Annotated in this window: 17 protein-coding genes; 12 read left to right on the top strand and 5 right to left on the bottom strand. The window is 65.2% G+C overall.

Annotated elements, in window-relative coordinates; genetic code table 11:
- Positions 1-17 precede the first annotated feature (17 nt).
- Both ACWV14_RS38850 and ACWV14_RS38845 read left to right on the top strand, forming a co-directional pair.
- Positions 18-1,202 (top strand): hypothetical protein, encoded by a 1,185-nt coding sequence (locus ACWV14_RS38850; protein WP_455342754.1) that lies wholly within the window; start codon positions 18-20, stop codon positions 1,200-1,202.
- Positions 1,203-1,385: 183 nt separating this feature from the next.
- Positions 1,386-2,405, top strand: a complete 1,020-nt coding sequence (locus tag ACWV14_RS38845) for a Bug family tripartite tricarboxylate transporter substrate binding protein (protein ID WP_298705732.1) — start codon at positions 1,386-1,388, stop codon at positions 2,403-2,405.
- A gap of 370 nt (positions 2,406-2,775) precedes the next feature.
- Here ACWV14_RS38845 and dnaG read toward each other — a convergent pair whose 3' ends face one another.
- Genes dnaG through ACWV14_RS38820 form a run of 5 tightly spaced genes read right to left on the bottom strand, consistent with a single transcriptional unit; the run spans position 2,776 to position 8,555 of the window.
- Positions 2,776-4,632 (bottom strand): DNA primase, encoded by a 1,857-nt coding sequence (dnaG, locus tag ACWV14_RS38840; RefSeq protein WP_454909852.1) that lies wholly within the window; start codon positions 4,630-4,632, stop codon positions 2,776-2,778.
- A gap of 6 nt (positions 4,633-4,638) precedes the next feature.
- Positions 4,639-4,869 carry a hypothetical protein gene (locus tag ACWV14_RS38835; RefSeq protein WP_298705725.1) on the bottom strand — a complete coding sequence of 77 codons (231 nt, stop codon included), beginning with the start codon at positions 4,867-4,869 and terminating at the stop codon, positions 4,639-4,641.
- Entirely contained in the window at positions 4,859-5,269 is a 411-nt protein-coding gene (locus tag ACWV14_RS38830; RefSeq protein ID WP_454909851.1) for a hypothetical protein, read from the bottom strand. The genes ACWV14_RS38835 and ACWV14_RS38830 overlap by 11 nt, the downstream gene beginning before the upstream one ends.
- A 30-nt stretch (positions 5,270-5,299) precedes the next feature.
- Positions 5,300-6,025: a hypothetical protein gene (locus ACWV14_RS38825; RefSeq protein WP_298705719.1), complete on the bottom strand. Its 726-nt coding sequence runs from the start codon at positions 6,023-6,025 to the stop codon at positions 5,300-5,302.
- A gap of 4 nt (positions 6,026-6,029) precedes the next feature.
- The gene (locus tag ACWV14_RS38820) at positions 6,030-8,555 is read right to left on the bottom strand and encodes an ATP-dependent DNA helicase (protein ID WP_298705716.1); all 2,526 of its coding nucleotides are present in this window, start codon (positions 8,553-8,555) and stop codon (positions 6,030-6,032) included.
- Between the two features lie 235 nt (positions 8,556-8,790).
- Between ACWV14_RS38820 and ACWV14_RS38815 the strand changes: the two genes are divergently transcribed.
- From ACWV14_RS38815 to ACWV14_RS38770, 10 genes are all read left to right on the top strand, one after another.
- Positions 8,791-9,324: a hypothetical protein gene (locus tag ACWV14_RS38815; RefSeq protein ID WP_298705713.1), complete on the top strand. Its 534-nt coding sequence runs from the start codon at positions 8,791-8,793 to the stop codon at positions 9,322-9,324.
- A gap of 7 nt (positions 9,325-9,331) precedes the next feature.
- Positions 9,332-10,435 (top strand): hypothetical protein, encoded by a 1,104-nt coding sequence (locus ACWV14_RS38810; protein ID WP_298705709.1) that lies wholly within the window; start codon positions 9,332-9,334, stop codon positions 10,433-10,435.
- Positions 10,428-10,838, top strand: a complete 411-nt coding sequence (locus tag ACWV14_RS38805; protein WP_454909850.1) for a hypothetical protein — start codon at positions 10,428-10,430, stop codon at positions 10,836-10,838. The genes ACWV14_RS38810 and ACWV14_RS38805 overlap by 8 nt, the downstream gene beginning before the upstream one ends.
- A 13-nt stretch (positions 10,839-10,851) precedes the next feature.
- Complete coding sequence (locus ACWV14_RS38800) at positions 10,852-11,862, top strand: hypothetical protein (RefSeq protein ID WP_298705703.1); 1,011 nt, start codon at positions 10,852-10,854, stop codon at positions 11,860-11,862.
- 10 nt (positions 11,863-11,872) lie between these two features.
- Positions 11,873-13,057, top strand: a complete 1,185-nt coding sequence (locus ACWV14_RS38795; protein ID WP_298705700.1) for a hypothetical protein — start codon at positions 11,873-11,875, stop codon at positions 13,055-13,057.
- Positions 13,058-13,094: 37 nt separating this feature from the next.
- Positions 13,095-13,646 carry a hypothetical protein gene (locus ACWV14_RS38790; RefSeq protein ID WP_298705698.1) on the top strand — a complete coding sequence of 184 codons (552 nt, stop codon included), beginning with the start codon at positions 13,095-13,097 and terminating at the stop codon, positions 13,644-13,646.
- Between the two features lie 5 nt (positions 13,647-13,651).
- Complete coding sequence (locus ACWV14_RS38785) at positions 13,652-14,128, top strand: hypothetical protein (RefSeq protein WP_298705695.1); 477 nt, start codon at positions 13,652-13,654, stop codon at positions 14,126-14,128.
- Positions 14,129-14,188: 60 nt separating this feature from the next.
- The gene (locus ACWV14_RS38780) at positions 14,189-15,202 is read left to right on the top strand and encodes a hypothetical protein (RefSeq protein WP_454909849.1); all 1,014 of its coding nucleotides are present in this window, start codon (positions 14,189-14,191) and stop codon (positions 15,200-15,202) included.
- A gap of 60 nt (positions 15,203-15,262) precedes the next feature.
- Positions 15,263-15,976: a hypothetical protein gene (locus ACWV14_RS38775; RefSeq protein ID WP_454909848.1), complete on the top strand. Its 714-nt coding sequence runs from the start codon at positions 15,263-15,265 to the stop codon at positions 15,974-15,976.
- A gap of 357 nt (positions 15,977-16,333) precedes the next feature.
- Entirely contained in the window at positions 16,334-16,756 is a 423-nt protein-coding gene (locus ACWV14_RS38770; RefSeq protein WP_298705687.1) for a hypothetical protein, read from the top strand.
- The last annotated feature ends 29 nt before the right edge of the window (positions 16,757-16,785 follow it).

Here is a 16,785-nt window from a genome sequence, read left to right as displayed (position 1 = left end):
TCGTTCGAGGTACGCACATGGCAAGAGGCAGCATGATCGACGCGGCGCAGCGCCGCGAGCTCGAGGCGATGCTCGCCGCCCCCGAGCGCGTTGAGGTGCACGGCAGGGACCGTAGCTGGCGTGGTCACCTGGTGGGGGCTTTGCTCTCGGGCATGGCCTTTAGCATGGGTGCACTTGCGGCGCATGCGCACGAAGCGCCAGGCGCCGGGCCGGGGGCGGAGCTTCGCGCCGCGCTCATGGCGCCGAAAAGCCCCGATCCCTTGCAGACGGTTGAGGCCCGTTTCGAGGCGATGCTGGAACGCTCAGGCGCGTTTCATATCGCCCGGGCTACTCGAAGCACCGAGGTGGCCGCATTTGCCTTCAACTACTCGGCCGCCATGACCAAGGAACAGCTGCAGGAACGGGCCGACCGCTTCGTGCGGGGGTCGCCTGGCATGCTCCCGCCCGTGGTGGGGGGCCTCGAACGCACAGCGGCCTACCTGGGCGGCGTGGCGCAGCGAACGACGACGCCGGTGGCGTGGGTCTATGCGAGCAAGGCGGCCAGCAGCACCGGCTGCGTCATTCTGATGAGCGACAACCAGGTGCCCGAGATTGCGATGCTGACCAGCATCGCAGGCATCGGAGGGGAAGTTGCGGCCGAGTTCGTGGCCAGCCACGAAGCGGCTCACTGCGCCCAATTCAGCGAGACCACTGCCGCGATCCGCGACCTGTCGACGACTGGAAAGGTGCGCCCGGAGCGTTTCGCCTCAGGCCTACTGGACGTGCGTACCCAGGAGCTGATGCAGTCCAAGGCAACCGTAGATGTGCTGCTGTCGACCAGTGTCGAGCAAATGCGCTCATCTGAACGGTATGCGGACGGCTTCGCCGTCCTTGCGCTGCTGGCCCGCGGCCGCATCACTCTGGATCAGGTGGACGGGATCGCTAGGTGGCGCGCGGCTGGCGAAGAAGCTTCACATCAGACCTCGTCATTCCTTGTTCACTTGCGTTCCCAGCTCGCTCAGAGCCCGGCTGCCGTCGGGCAGATGCAGCGGGATGGACCGCCTGGCTTCGATGCCCAGGCCATCGCCTCCTTCCTGAAGCCCCAGTGGCGCCACTTCGAGGCTCAGGAGCTCGCTAAAGAACGGATGGCGTTGGCCGTGCCAGTCCCCAGTGATCCGCTGGCGCTGAGCGACGCCACGAGCCCGGCGCCGCGCGCGGCTTGATTCGTTTCGAGCAGGGCGTTCCATTGCGGTGGCGTCCTAAACGGTGCGTTGCTCTTTAACGTCTAAAACGCAGGCTATGGCAACCTAGCCAATCAATAACCCGTGCAGGTAGTATTGCGCGGCGGATAAGCGATGTGCCAATGGCTACGCCTCTTCGCGCAGATCAATCAACGAAGGGCACCCATGAGCACCAGTTCCAGCAAACGTCGTCTGCTTCAATCCATTGCGGCCTCGGCCGCGGTCCTGTCCGCCCCCGGATTCGGCCTCAAGGCGGCGCTCGCCGCCGGCACGCCGGCTCCTGCGGGCCCCTGGCCGACCAAGCCTGTCCGGCTCCTGGTTGGTTTCCCCCGCGACTCCGCGCCCGACATGGCTGCCCGTGCCATCGCTGCGCCGCTGTCGTTGGCTCTTGGGCAGCCCGTCAACGTAGAGAACAAGCCCGGCTCGAGCGGCAACGTCGTGGCCGCTGAGGTTGCAAAGGCGACGGATGACCACACCGTCGGGGCGCTCATCAACGGCAACATGACTGTGGCGAAGATGCTCAACGCCTCCACGCCGTTCGATCCCGAGAAGGACTTCGCTCCGGTGGGGCTGGTGGGCACCGCGCCCCTGGTCTTTGTGGTTTCTGCCCGAGCCCCGGGCCGCACGCCCGAGGAATTGCTGCTGTGGACCCGGGAGCTGAGCGTGAACGGAAAGTACGGCACCCCGGGCAGCGGCACCGTGGGACATCTGGGCATGGAATTGCTCAAGATGCATGCTGCGATCTTCGCGAAGCAGGTGTCTTTCGACGGCAATCCCCAAGTGGTGGAGGCGCTTCTGACAAACAAGATCGACATGGCACTTCTGCCGCCCGGGCTGGCCCTGCCGCTCGTGCGAACCGGCAAGCTCAAGGTGGTGGGCGTGACCTCTCCCAAGCGCAGCCCCCTGGCCGAGGGCGTCACCACCTTCGAGGAGATGGGCGTGCACGGCGCCGAGCTGGAGATCTGGACGGCGCTGGCTGGGCCTGTGTCCATGCCGGAACACGCGGTCACCAAGCTCAACGCCGCGCTGGGCAAGGTGCTTCTCACGCCGGCGGTTGCCGATGCCCTCAAGAAGAGCGGCTGGCACCCGATGGCCGGCGAGCCGATCGACCTGGCCCGGCGCATCCGCAAAGACACGAACCGGTTGGGCGGGGTGATCATCATCCGTGGGATCAAAGAGGGCTGATAGTCCGACCCCTTCGTGGGAGATCTGGCGCAGGACCTACGCCGTCGCCAGCTCAGCACCTCGGGCTCTGTGCCCACGACCTTGAGCGAAATCGCGCTCGGGACGAATTCGGGGTAGAGTTTCGCCCGTGAACGCACCCCTTTCTTCCTTCTCTCGCGCCGAGCGGCTCGCGTTGCAGCAGATGCTCCAGGATCCCGATCTGGTCGAGTGTCACGGCTCCGATCTGGCCTGGCAGGAAGCGCTGTCAGGCGTCCTGGCCAGGCCCTCACTGCGGGATTCACTGAACTTGGCACCTCCTGCGTCGAGGGACGTGGACGTTCCGACGCCACGTTGATCCGCTGGCGGCGCGCGGCGGCCGAGGAAGGCCCCATCAGCAGATCTCCCGCAGCTCCCGGATGTAGTCGGCAGTGGTGATGGTGCCCGCTTCGCGCTGGGCCTTGAGCTCGAGTCGGACCTGGTCCTTGCGATACTGCTCGAACAGGTCCGCATGCGCGAGCAGCACGTCTCTCGCGAACAGCCATTCAGGCGTGTTCTCGGCGGCGCGTTGCACGGGGAAGACATCGTCCAGGCGATCCAGATCCTTCACCAACGCGGTCTCGGCGGGGTCGTGCGGATCGACCAGGTTGATGATGGACTCGCGCTCCTGCAAAGCGATGTCCGGCGCCAGGCGTACGGCCTCGCGCAACTTCGCCACGATGGAGCGCTCTGAGGCGCTCACCTGCAGTGGACGGGCCGGCGCGAACGGGGGGCGCGAACCGCCTGGACCCGAGGAGGGTTTGCCGAAGCCAAGGGCACCCGTTTTCCCGGTCAAGGCCTCCTGGAACATCTTCCAGTATTCCTTCGCCAGGGTGGCGTCGCTGGTGATGCACTTGAGCACCTGCTGGAAGCGCTGCTGGAAGCGGGCGCGCTGCTCCGGCGACTTCAGACCGCCGCATTCCTCGAGCAGCTGGTCGCGCAAGAAGTAGGACAGCGAGGGGGCGCCGCTCACCATGGTCTCGAAGGCCTCGGAGCCGAGCTTTTGCACCGCGTCGTCCGGATCCATCCCATCGGGCAGTGTGAGGATGCGGATGTCGTGGTTGGAGCGCAGCAGAGGCAGGATCGTGTCCGAGGCCTTGCGCGCGGCTTTCATGCCGGCGGCGTCGCCGTCGAAGACGAACACCAGGGCGTCGGTGAAACGCAGCAGCGTCTGCAGCTGCGTTTCCGTCATGGCCGTGCCCATGGTGGCCACGGCGTTCTGGACGCCGTACTGGGACAGCATGGCGACGTCCATGTAGCCCTCCACGACGAGCGCGCGCTTGTTGCGGCGGATGGACTCCCGCGCCTCAAAGAGGCCGTACAGGACGTTGCTCTTGTGGAAGATGGGGGTCTCGGCGCTGTTGAGGTATTTCGCGCCCGTGCTGTCCTCGATCAGTTTGCGCCCACCGAAGGCCACGACCTTGCCTGCCGTGTCGCGCACCGGGAAGATCAGCCGGGCCCGGAACGTGTCGTAGAAGGACTTGGGCCCCTGAGAAGGAGCGTGAGGTACCTCGCCTTCCGAGCCCTCGCCGTCGCCGCGCTCTTCACGAGCCCGTATCAGGTCGACGGCGGCCAGTGTCGAGCTGGCGTCACCCTGGCCTGGCCCGAAGGTCCCCCGCGGCCAGTCGACGCCTTTAAGCGTCTCCCAGCCGTCCGGCGCCAGGCCGATGCGAAAGCGCTCGATCGTCGACTGCAGGATTCGGCGCTTGCCCACGGTGTAGCGGGCGGCGTCGACCAGGAAGCCGGGCGCGTCGGGCCGCTGGCGGTGTAGGGCGATGGCTTGCTGTAGCGTGCGCTCGTAGAAGCCCGCGGCCAGGTCCGTTGCCATGTGCATCGCGTTGCGCACCTCCGGAGCCGGTCGGCGCACCACGGGCGCGCCAGGCTCGGGCGGCGGGATGGGCACGCCGGCGGCCAAAGCCATTTCCTCGACGGTCTCACGAAAGGGCATGCCCTCCATTTCCATGCGGAACTGCAACGCATCGCCGTGCGCGCCGCAGCCGTAGCAGTGGTAGCTCTGGCGCTGCGGCGAGACTGTGAACGAGGGGGACTTCTCGGTATGGAAAGGGCACAACCCCTTGAAAGCCGTGCCTGCACGCTTGAGCTCGACGTGGCGGCCGACGACCTCGGCGATATCCACGCGCCGCTTGATCTCGTCGATGACCGAATCGGGGATCTTGCTGCCCCCCCTGTTGTCGCCAGGCGCTGCGCTCATCGCAAGTCAGCCATTGCGCGAGTAGACCGCCTGGTGGTGCACGATGTCCGAAGGGGTGAGCACGCGGCCGAGGAAGTTCATTCCGGAGAACAACCAGCGCGAGCCGTCGGCCGCCTCGATGAAGTCGTGGATTGGAACGCCGGACAGCGTGCCGATGCGGGGGCCGGCCCGGCGCTCGCGCATGCGACGAAAGATCTGGGCCGCGGCGTGCAAGCGATCGTGGCGTTCAGATGCCATGGGGGCGCACCTCCGCGACGGCTTCGGCCTGCTGGTCCTGGGGGGGCGGCTCCGGTTGCTCGTCGATCTCCGGTGTGTGGACGGCGAGCCCTTCGGCGCGCACCAGAGCGATGACCGGGGTGATCGCCCGCAAGGCTTCCTTGTGCTCTGCAAGTGCCCGGCTGTAGTCCGTGTCGCCCCCTTCCAGGGCATCGGCCACAGAATCGAACTCGCCTTCGAAGGACAGGTCGACGCCGTCGACCTTGTTCAGGACGGCTTCGTACAGGTCGGTGAGCATGGTCTGCTGGCGCAGCAGCACCAGCGTGCCAGATGCCTCTGACCGGTTCAGGACCTGGACCGAGTCCTCGATCTCGGCCTTGAGCGATTCGATGTGCGCAAGCAGCGGCGATTGATTTGTCATCTTGGCGAAATGTCTTTCTTCCGGCTCAGTCTACTGGTGCGGACTCGATTCCGTAAGGCTGAGCGCCTCGGATGCATCATCCTCCCGGAGCCAGGGTAGCTGGGGGGACAGTTCCAGCTGATCCGTGTGGGCTAGGCCGCCAGGCCAATAGCCGGGGAGGCGGGCCGCGACGAACGGGCGCGCCCGGTCCAGAAAGTTCTCGATCGGCTCTCGGAACCCGAGGTATTCCACGTCGTCCCGGCCCGCATGGGTGACCGTGAATCCTGCCTCAGGGCAAGCCGGCACGCCCAGTGAGTTCGCGGTGGCCAGCGATGCTTCGTTGGTGGTGCGGCACTGGATGTTGATGAAGGTGGGGCGCGGGCGCGTCCGGGAACTCGATGTTCCGGCCATCGCATATTCGACGGCTGCGCAGCAGCTGAGTAACAGGGCCAGTCCTTGGCCGCGGTGCGCGGGCTCCACGGCGTAGCTGAGATTGAGCCCGACTGGGCCCGCCTGCGACTGGATCAGCCCGGCCCAGGCACTGGCCACCGCCGTCCATTGCCTGCGGCGGCCGCCGGCGGGGATTGCCGGCGCAAGGGCGTCGATGCGCAGCGTGGAGCCCAGGTACTCCCACCCGCATGCCATCAAGGCGCGCCCGACTTCGCGGCCGTTGATGTCGTCGTAGTCATCGACGTGCTGGCGCTGGAACGACATGTCGAACACCGGCAGCTGCGAGCGCGAGATGCGCCAGCCCAGCCCGGGCTGCGTCGCGAGCACGGCGCTAGCCCCGCGGCGCGTCTTCGGGGCCGCGCTCCAGGTCTTCCTGTGCCTCCAGGGCCAGGTTCTTCACGCGCTCCACGAGCGCTGTGTTTCGCTCGGGGAGCTTCGTGGCGGCGATCTTGCTCAGATCGGCGTCCTGCCCGTAGATCCACAGGCCCTCGCGCGCCCGGCTCATGCCGGTCAGGAACATGTTTGCGTTCACGAACGACGGCTGGCCCGGGGTCATCACCAGCATGACGTCCTTGTACTCGCTGCCCTGGCTGAAGTGCACCGTGCCCGCGTAGCTCAGCTGCAGGTCCTTCGTCGAGTCACCTGGGAACTGGATCAGGCGGCCATCGTCCAGCTTGATCATCAGGTACTGCGGGCCCTTGCGCTTTTCGTCCTTGTGCGTCTGGAAGCTGGTGATCGTGCCAGTGTCGCCGTTGACGACGCGCACTTCCCGGCCTTCCTCGTCGTCTTCCAGCGTCATGTTGTCGCGGATGACGATCCGGTCCTTGACGTGCAAGGTGGTGCCGGGGATGCGCAGCGCGTTCGGGTTGACCATTTCGCGCAGCACTGGATTGGCGTAGTCGGTGCACCAGCTGGCTTCATCGTCCTCGTCCTGCGAGCGCATCGAGCGGCGCGACATGAGGAGCACCACGTTCTCGATGCCTTTTTCCCGCACCAGGTCGATGTAGCGCGCGGCCACGTCGGGGAAGTAGATCGAGGCGGGCGGCAGCGTGTGGGAGAAGGTGACGCCTTCGCGGTCCGTGCAGTCCAGGGTGTAGTTGCGAACCTCGTTCACCACTTCCAGGATGCCGCCCGAATTGCGCTTCGTGGCCGTCAGGTGATGGTGGTCCACCCCAGGGATGTTCAGGATGTCGCTGAGAACCCGTCCGGCACCGATCGAGGGTAGCTGGCCGGCCAGGCCGTTCACGCCAGGGTCACCCAGGATGATCATGTGGCCGTCCAGGGGCAGGGCCGCAGTCGCCGCTTCGAACAGCTTGAGCGTGGGCATGGTGCCCTCGTCGATCACAAGGATCTGACAATTCAGGGGATCCGTCCGGTTGACCCCGAAGCCACCCTCGGGACTGCCGCGCAGCGCCGAGTGCATCGTGGACGCCGAATAGCCGGCGCGCTCCACCCGCGAGGACAGCACCTTGGCGGCCTTGCCCGTCGGCGCGGTGAACTCGAACATCTTGTGCGACATCATGGCGCTGAAGACTTCCATCAGCGCGGTCTTGCCGCAGCCCGGGCCAGCGGTGAGCACGTGTAGGCGCGAGGGGCTCGTGGCGATGCCGTAGAGCGCCTTCATCTGGTCTTCGTCCAGTTCGTAGCCCAGCATGCGCTTGCTGACTTCGACTGCCTTGGTCCGGAACTGCTCGTAGGTTCGTTTGGTCAGCAGCGGTTTGCCGGAGGTGATCATCCGGTGCAGGTCCTCTGCAAGACGGACCTCGGTTTCATGTAGCCCAGCGGGGAAGATCCGGCGCATGCCGCGGGCGTCTTCCTCGATGCGCACATCACCGCTGGCCACGGCGTGGTCCAGAAGCACTTCCATGTCCAGCCAGGGCTCGCTTTTGGCGAGGCGCGTGCGCAACTGCTGTTCGCGCAGGTACACGTGGCCGTTGGAGTCACATTCGTCGGTGATCAGCCAGTCCGCCAGGGCGCTCAGGCGCACCGAGGCGTCCCGCGGGACATTCAGGGCGCGGCCGATGGCGTCAGCACTAAGGAAGCCGTAGCCCGGCACCTTGCGCATTGGCGAATAGGGGTCTTGGGCGAGCAGGGCTGCAGCAACCTCGGTGATCGGGCGTTCTTTGTCGCCTGTGGCCTTGGCCAGGGCGTAGAAGTGCGCGGCCAGCAGCTTCAGCGTGGCGGGGCGCAGCTCGCGCAGCGCGCCGAACTTGGTGGCCAGCGTGCGCTGGATGTAGGGGATCTCGGGCGCGTCGATGGAAGGCCGATCGCTGTCGTCGCCACCGTCCGCCGGCGCATTCTTGTCGCCGAAGGTGGTACGGCGGTTGGTGACCGCTTCGAAGCTCACGGCCCACGGCTCGTTGATCAGCTTGATCCGCAGGGCCTCGAGGCCCTCCTGGCCGCTCTCGGCCTTGATCGTAGCGAGGAATTTTTCGGCGGTGCGTTTGCCGACGCCTTCGTAGTGGGAGGCGATGAATCGCAGGATCGACGGTTCGTCTGGGCGAATGTGCGGCGCGAACGTCACGACATCGAGCTGACGGCCGTGGGAGGGGTGCATCTTGATGCGGCCCGTCACCTCGTACTCGCAACCTTCCTTCAGGTGGCTCACCTGCGGGCCCACGATCTTGAGCGACTCACGCTCCTCGGTGTTCATCGAGCCATGGGCCCAGTCGCCATAGATGGACACGCGCTCGATGACGCCGATGAAGGTCTCGTCGCCGGCGGGCCGGAACTGGCTGGCGGCGATCGCATCGGAGGCGATGCCGCCGAAGCCGAAGCTGGCTTGGGCCTGGTTGGCAGCAGGGGCACCGACAGGTGCTGCGCCGAAACCCAGTGGGGCGGCGCCTGTTGGTGCCACGGCGCCAAAGCCCAGGCGTGCTGGTGCTGGGACCGGTGCAGGCGGCGGTGCCTGGACGGGCGCCGGTACAGGGGCCAGGGGAGCTACTGCCGCGGGGGCGGGCTGCGGAGCCTGGACGATGGCCGGGGCGGGGGGAGTCGCAGGACGGAACGAGAAGGAAAGCGGGCGGGCCCCGGCGGGGCCTGACGGTGCGGCGGGCGCAGCAGCTGGGACGGCCGCAGGAGCAGGGGAAGGCGTGTGGACAGCGGCCGGCGCGGGGGTGGCGCGGGCAGGCGATCCGAAGCGCAGAACCGGCGCCGAGGCGGGCGCAGGCGGTGCGCTGGGCGCGGGCCGAGAAGCCATTGCGTCGTCTTCCACACTGTTTGCGCTGATAGCCATGAAAACTCCAAACAAAATATCAATTGCGTTGCAGCATACCCATAATGCGGAGGAATCAGTCGGAAGTTTCAGGCAACGAAAGATAAACATGAATGATGGAATGCACGCGGCATTCGGCATCTCCGAGGAGGACGTCGAGGCAGTCCTGAAGGCGCACGCATTGGACGTGGTGAACAGCCGCGGTGCCACTTTTGCCGCGATGGCGAGCGAGCTCCTCACCGACCTGGACCACGGCGCCATCGAGCGCGCGGCCCTGTACGGAAACGACATCGACGAGCAGACCCGTTTCGCCCATGCGGCGATCGCAGAACAGCTGCGCGGGCTGGGCGCGCTGGAGGCGCCGCGGCTCGAAGAAGAGACCTTCTCCCCCACCGACACGATGAATGGATGACCAGGCCATGAGCGACAAGAAAACCCCCGCGAAGCATCGCGACCCACGAATCGAGCGCGTTCTGCGCGCGGCCGAGCAACACGGCTTGGGCGCCGGTGAGCCGGAGCATCACGTGGGTGACCTGGAGGACGTACTGCGTGCGGCGTGGGGCTTGATGACTGCCGCGCAGCGCAACTCCCTGATGGCGGGCGCTGACGCACTGGAAGTGCTGAAGTCCGGCGACGACTATGTGGAGGTAGCCCAGCTTCGAGGCTACCTTCTGGATGGTCATGGTGTGCACCGCGTGGTGATCGAAATGACCCGTGAGGGAGGCGACGCCCAGCCTTACCTGACCTCGCTGAAGTATTTCGACGCGCACATGGCCGAGATCGATCGCCATGCGCGGGGAATCAACCCCGAGGCTCTGCGACACCTCGCCGGCCGTCTCGACGATGAGATGGTCGAAGCGATGCCGCCCCAAGAGCCGCCCGCATGGACCGGCACCATCGACTGGGACCTCAAGCGCGACATCCTGACCCAGTCGATCAAGTTGCGCGACCACGAGGTGCAGGTGCGGCCGGTGCGTTGGCTGGACGCATCGCAGGCTCTGGACGCCCAGCGGGTTGGCGAATCCATCGATTCCCCGGTTGCGGCACGCGTGATGGTGATGGAGCTGTTGCAACCCGCAGATGTTGCCGAGACTCAATGGGTCGAGCTGCACCTGAGCCAATCGGTGCTCGACAACGTCGGCCAAGTCAGGAGTGCCAGCCTGGGAGGGGCTTCCTCGCCAGTGATCCTTGGCACCGGAACTAGCCGGGCTGCGCATGAGATCGATGAGGCCGCGTTCACTCCTCTCGACGCCAACAGCAACTGGGAGGTGGTGTTCGAGGGGGGTCGGGCCAGCTCTGATCGGATCCTCGAGTCCGCGCGCATTCCCGTGAGCCTGTTCTTGCAATGGCACGCAGAGCGGCCGACGAGCGAAGTGCTCTTCGTCTCGAAGGCCGGCGAGCTTCTCAACGAGCAGGAGGATTTCGCACGGACCCACCAATGGGTCGAGGACTACCAGCGCTGGTGCGCTCCGGCCCTCGACGAGGTGCAGACCGAGTTCGAAGTGGAGCGCCCCAATGCTTGAAGACCATTCCCAGATCGATCGCAAGCTCAAGGGCCAGCGCGCCGGCATGCTTCGCCTCCTGCAGAGCCAAGGCGTCTCGATCGTCAAGTTTGGCTACAAGGGCGACCACGTATGCGCGCAGCTCCTGGACGCTGCGGGCATGCCCTGCGTGGAGGTGCAGCCGGAGCACGCCGCTATCCTGCGCCACATCGCCACGTCGCAGCTGGATGCGAATCCTGGCGGTCCTGCGCTGTGGCGCCGTTCTGCGGGCACCCTGGAGTGGATCCTCGGCTCCGACCAGACCCTTTCGATGCGCAACTACCCCGGTAGCGACCACGACCTGGGATGGATGGGCCTGGACTTGCGGCAGATCGCCGACGCAGACCCGGCGCCCGAGCTGGATCGGCCGGCCATGGCTGGCTGACAGGAGCCTGGTGATGAGCAACGAGAGCAATGCCATGCGCCCGGGCGGCGACGCCGGCACACCCGATCCGGCAACTGCTGCGGCCCGCGCCGGCCAGCAGGCCAAGGCGATCGAGTTCGCCCACTACCTTGCTGGAAAGGCAGAGCGATTCCTCGATGTGGTGAACGATCGGGACGCGCTGCGTCAGAAGGTTGAGGAGGGCGACGAGGTGTCCGAGCAGGATCTGGAGCGTGCGGACGAGGTGCTAGCCGATCACGCCCGAGGTCTTCGTTCGGGCGTGTACGAATTCCGCAAGAGGGCGGATCGTATCGGCAGCGCTGAGAACCCGAACGAAGCGCCGGAGGGCCGGGTGCCCGAAGTACCGAGCGGCGAGGTGGCCGCCACGCCGGTTGCAGCGACCGCTCCCGTTCCTGTCGCTTCGCCGGCGCCTGGTGAACTCGTCACCTTCTGGCTGTACGAGGGCAACGAACTCGTAGGTTCCAAACGAATGCCTGTTGGCACTAGCCACGACGCAGTGCGGTTCGCCGCCTCGGCGGACGCAATTTTTTGCGATCGTGGGTTTGGCGAAACGCCGCTCATGCGAGAAACCCGCATTCGGAATGCCGGTGTGCGCGTCTACAACGATCGCCCCGATCAGGAGCGCGCACGCCGCAGCCTCCCCTTCGAGTTGCGTGGGCTGTTCCCAAAGGAGCTGCCGTTCTTCGAGCTCACCTTCCGAAGCGACCTTAGGGGCTTCTCTGGGGCAAGGCACCTCGCCGATCTGGTCGAGGGCCTGCAGCAGATCGCCTGTCGCGACACCCTCGGCCTGACCAGCGCGCCTGGGGAATCCGGCGAGCCGTACGAGCGCACCGTCCGGGTGCGGTTCCTCGATCGTGTCGCGCTCGGCCAGTGCGAGGTTGCCATGAAGGCGTACCTGGGCGCCGCTGGCGTTCCCTTGGTGTCCGAGTTCGGGGTGGGCTACGTGCGATGCGAACCGCAGGTCCCCGAGGAATCCGAGCCGCAAGCCGAACACCCTTCCTGTTGAAAGAGACGCCATGCAAACCATCGTGCAAGCCGATGTCCTGAGGATATCCCGCGCCCAGACGCGACAACAACTGCTGGACGTGGGCGTCGTGTCCGTCAGCTTCCGCGTTTCGGGCCAAGACGGGCGCCGCACGGCGCGCCTGCTGATGGAGGACGCCGAGGGCATCTTGGTCGATTCGCAAATGTTGCGCGAGCAGGTGGCCCGCACGCTGACCGCGCACGTCGATGCCGAGGCACCGGGCTGGGATCAGGGTGACGGCGGTCGCAGCGAGATGAACTGGGCCGTGCAGTACGACTCGCTTGACCATCGCCACTATGACGTTGTTCGCATGGAGCGCAATAGGGTGCTCAAGTCGGAGCATGGCCTGAGCCACTCGGGAGACAGCCTCGCCGAGTCCGCTGTCGCGGCGGTGCTGGTGGCCATGGGCGACCTGGCACCAAAGCAGTTGGAGCACTGTCAGAGTCTGCGTGCCGGTCTCTTCCCACTGATCGAGGCTGTACGAAGTGACCAGGTGCGCTTTCTCAAAGCTGCTCAGCGCGAGGTCCTCCTCTCGGCCATCGTTGGCAACCTGGTGAGTGAAGGCGACGTGACCGAGGATTGGATTGGGGAGGTCGTGCGCGACGGGCACATCGGCCTTGAGATCGCACCGGACGCTCGTCTGGTGCAGGAGCTGGCGACGCTCCGGGTGGAAGACCTCGTGGAGCGGATGCTCGAGCGCGGCGAGCCCCATGAGGCCCCAGCGGCCGATGGGATCGACGGCGAAATCATGGACCCGAGTGTCGACCGTGTCGTCTGGAAGGGCGACTGGAGCGTGGGCTCTGACGGCCGGCACGAGGTGCGCCCGATCTGCGCGCGCCTTGCGGAGGGGTTCCTGGCTGGCCATGAAGCGTCGGAGGCCGGGGGCGATGGTTCTTTCACATACCACGGCAAGCCTCATTCGACCTTGCCGGATGCGATGCACGCCGCGGAATCTCTGGCCTTCAAGAAGCTCCAGGCCTACGACGCGCCTGACGCCGGTGATGCGGCAGCGCGCCACCGCGCGTTGCTTGTGTCCATCCTGACATTGCCCCGTAGCGTGGAAGCGCTCGAGGCGGTGGCCGACCTGGCCGGCGACGAGATGCTCGTGTCCTTGTGCGAGGGCGGCTTCCTTGCACCCAGGCCCCAGGACGAGGCAGCCGATGCACCGGCGCCATGAACCCCTTTATCCGGACCTTCAATCAGGACATCTGACCATGACAGAACCCACTCTCCAGAAGACCACGGCCGCCACGATGCTGGTCGACCTGTTCAACTTTCTCGGCGACTTCCAGTTCGAGCACCGCCCCATCAACGGGGGCGACCTGGTCGAGCAACTGGGCGCCTGGATGGGCGAGCACGCCGATGCGTTCTATGCGCTTTGTGCTGGTGATCAGGAGCCCGGCTTGCGCGCACTGAAGTCCTTCTTCATCAAGTTCCGCGATCTCCAGGATGACGAGAAGAACGTGAACGGGGGAGACCTCGTCGAAGATGTCGGTGCTTGGCTGGAGTCGGTGGGCACGGCGATGCCCTTGATCGTCGGAGGGCCCTTCGTCGCCCAGGTGGCACGCTCTGCCGATGGTGAGCACTACTGGAGCGACACCGATGGCTGGGGGTACCTGGAAGACGCGACCGCGTTCTTCGTTACGCCGGCAGCGCTGCTGCAGAGCCAGGCGGCGGGGAGCTTGAGCGTGGTCGAGCTGGCGCCCGAGCTGCTCGAGGTCGCCCAGCGCTGGGTGGAAGAAGCTGCAGAAGCACCGCGAGGTTGAACTCCATGGACAACAACGAATACCTCTTCTTCGAGAAGCCCGCCGCACCGGTCATGCGTCGAACCCTGGTGGCGATGCGCGATGCGCTTGCGTCACTGGGCCGCGTGTGCACCCCAATTTCGAAGATCGACCACGACTTCGAGCGCGGCTATGGATTCGAGCTCGAACATCCGGCGGCGCAGGGCCCGATCTGTGTGGAGTTCATGCTCACCGATGGCGACGAACGCGGCTACGGCCGGGCTGATGACAAGCCCGAGTGCGGCTTGCTGCTCAGCGCGCTCGCGCCCGACGGCATATTTTTGGGGGACTGGTGCCCGTTCAACTACTCCGAGCAGGTGGGAACCTCCGACCCTGAGGAACTCGTGAGCCGCGTGGCCTTGCTCGAGCCAACGAGCCTGGCCGCTGCCATCGATGCGCGGCTCTCGTCTTGGGCCGACGCTCAGCTCGAAACCAGCGAGGCCGGCGAAGCGCCGCGCGCTTGACGCGTCGCCGGCGCCATCACCGATTCACCGGGCCCACCAACACACCTGCGAGCATTCACCATGCGAACCTCCCTTTTCGCCGAGATTCCAGTCACGCCTTCGCTGCTGTACCCCGAGATCAGCGACATCCCGAAGTCCGGTTTCAGGTGGGTGGAGGTCGAGCCGATCGCCGCCGTGCTCGATGTCAGCTCGACGGTCTACTTCGCCCGCATCATCGCCTCGCCGGAGGATGGGCCGCTGGCGTTGTGCTCCGTGTACCTGCGCCAAGACAGCGGCGGCGTGGTGTGCATTGGCGACTTCTCGACGAAGGAAGACGCGATGGAGTACGCCACCCAGGTGGGCAATGCGCGCGACCTGGAGGTCAGAGGGAGCTTGTTCGACCTGCGCGTCCGTGAAGTGCCTGGCATGGGCTACGTCGCCGACCCCAGGGAGACCGGACCCTATACGCGGGATCCTGCGAAGGCGGCGCTGTATCACAGCTCCGTGGCGCAGGACGCGCTCTTCGCCGGCGTCGCCGGCCAATACGGCCGCTGGGTGGATTGGTACGAGGCCTCGAACCATGCGTTGACCCGCACCGAGGAGAAAGCCCAGATGCTCAGTCGTGTGGCCGATGCCGTGCATAAGGCCATGGGACCGTGCGCCCCGGCCGTCGGGTCGGAGGACGAGCTGCTGCTCCGGGGAATCCTGCGCAACGCCGTGGAAGACACCCGCTCGGATCGCCTGGTGGTCTTCGATTCGCAGGTGCGTGAGTACGTCACCAAAAAACTGGAAGACGCGTACGTTCATCTCGACGGTGCCGAGTGCGATGAGGATCTGTGCGCGACATTGCTCGATCACCCGGGTGAGATCTTGTTCGATGACATCGATCCAGCGATGGAGCAGCGGCTTCTGCATGCGCTTGCCAGCGCCGCTGGCGTTGCTGCGATCGAGACGGCGTCGTCAACCCGGCCCCGTCCTGAACCGGTCGGGATGTTGTCCGTCATCCATCAGCGCCTGGCGGAGTACGGGGCGGAAAGTCCGTACGCGGACCTTGTCGACGACGCTCCTGCGCCGGCTGAGCAGCCGGCGCCCTGAGCGCGCCGCCGCGCTGGCGGCGCACCACTCCTTTGCACCACTGCACCCAGGTTCCCCGTGATGACAATTCCACCTTCTTCCAGAACCCTCAGTGCCCCGGCGCTGGACGCAGCCCTGGTCGACAAGCAATCCGCTCGTGAGCGTGCAGCTAGACACTTCGAGCAGGCCGGCGGCGACCCTGCGCGGGCCGAGCTGATGGAAGAGGTAGCTTCTCAGCAGGCCTTGCGAGAACGCGTGCTGGCCGCCGTGGTCCGCGAGATGGGGCTCGCAGCGCCCGCGGAGGGCTCGCCCGCTCGGGACACCCTTGCGGATCGACTGTTGCATGCTGTAAATGCCCACAGTCTGGCTCGCGTGGAGTTCTTCAGTCTGGCAGTGCGCGAGAGGCTCTACCAGGCGATCTTCGACAGCGAGAACGATTCGGGCACATTCGGAAAGGAATGGCGACGCGAAATCTTGCTGCATGGCAAGAAAGGCTTGATCGACGAAAACGACGCCCAGCTTTGGGAGCGAATCGTCATCAGCGTGCCCTTCGACTATCTGATCGGAGACGATGGTGTTTGGCTTGGGGAGCATGAGAAGGATTTCCTTGCGTCCCTGTCGAGCGATGAAGCAATGGCGGTCATTCGGAATGTGATCGACACGCACTTCGAAGATGACCTGGTGGACGCCTTGGTCGCTCTCGAGCAGCGGTTCGCATCCCACATGCTGGCGTGCCCCTTCGAGCACTTGCTCGAAGACTGGCGCGCGCCACCGACAACGTCCCCGCGTGGATGATCGCCAGTCGGTTCGCCGACCCTGTGCATCGTCGTCGTGTGGGAATTTGAGGTAGCTGAAGCATCGCGGGCAGCGGACTGCCCAGTGTGAACGGCTGCCGGCGGGGGCGGCCAAGCCCACGTCTTCTGAGCGGCCTACAAGCCCCACGGCCGCATTCCAACATCTGTGAGTACAGCGCTTCACATCCGAGCAGTGGCTTGGATGTGAGGCGCCGTCGTCGTTGTGGGCTTCACAGAAGGGCCGCCGTGAAGAGCGCATGATCGGCCCCCGACGGCAGTGTTGATGAGTCGTCCAAAAAAGTGTTTACTGATTGAGTTGTCAAGTGGAATTTAGTGATTTTTTTAATAGAGTTCCGGGATGGATGAACTGACCGCAGCAAGGGAAGCAAGGCGCTCAGCGTTGCGCCGGTTCGTAGAGGACGAAGGCGGTTACAGCGTGATTGAGCCCAAGTACAAACTCACGCCTTCGCGCATGAGTTATTTGTCTTCGCTCATCACCAAGGGTTCGAAAGCACCTTTCGGTGAGAAAAGCGCAAGAAATTGGCAAAAGATTTTCAATCTCGAAGGTGACCCCTTCGTGCACCCGCCTTTAGGGCAAGAGAAATACGCCAACCCGCCTGCGAGTGTTGAAGCAACAATTCGCCGCATGGGAGAGTTATTGCGAAGTATTCCTGCTGATCAACGTGAGGCAATTGCTTCAGTTTTGAGTGCGTATGCACGCCGCCCCATTCCAGAGGTGGGCACGGCATTGATCACCTTGCTTGAGAGTAAAGATTATTAGCAATCCAAGGTTCCTTGGGCGAGTTTCGA

The organism is Variovorax durovernensis (assembly GCF_977011995.1).
Note: the sequence above shows the minus strand (reverse complement) of the source record. Positions and strands in the feature narration are given on the sequence as shown.